The organism is Janibacter sp. CoH_79_TC_3 (assembly GCF_058197955.1).
In genome coordinates this window covers 1-240 of record NZ_JBXWIV010000195.1, presented here as the reverse complement: position 1 = coordinate 240, position 240 = coordinate 1, and the positions used below count along the sequence as shown (strand labels likewise).

1 protein-coding gene is annotated in these 240 nt (G+C 44.6%); it reads left to right on the top strand.

The features are described 5' to 3' along the window. The coding region (locus AC2FA3_RS15605; protein WP_490510391.1) for a hypothetical protein at positions 1–195 on the top strand (195 nt) is incomplete at its 5' end. Between the last annotated feature and the right edge of the window lie 45 nt (positions 196–240).

Genomic DNA, 240 nt, shown 5'->3' with positions numbered 1-240 from the left:
GGTGTAGGTGCTCAAGGTGGTTCACTTGAGGAGGTTTGTAAGTATGGAATGACGCGCGAGTGTGGATTACTTGTCAACTCTTCTCGTGGCATTATATATGCGGACCATACCGAAAACTTTGCAGCCGTTGCTGCTGAGAAAGCACACGAATTGCAACAGCAAATGCAGCGTGAACTTGAAAAGGTTGGTTTATAATTCAGCTTCTTAACCATACAAAAGAAACGATGCTTGCCGCTATTC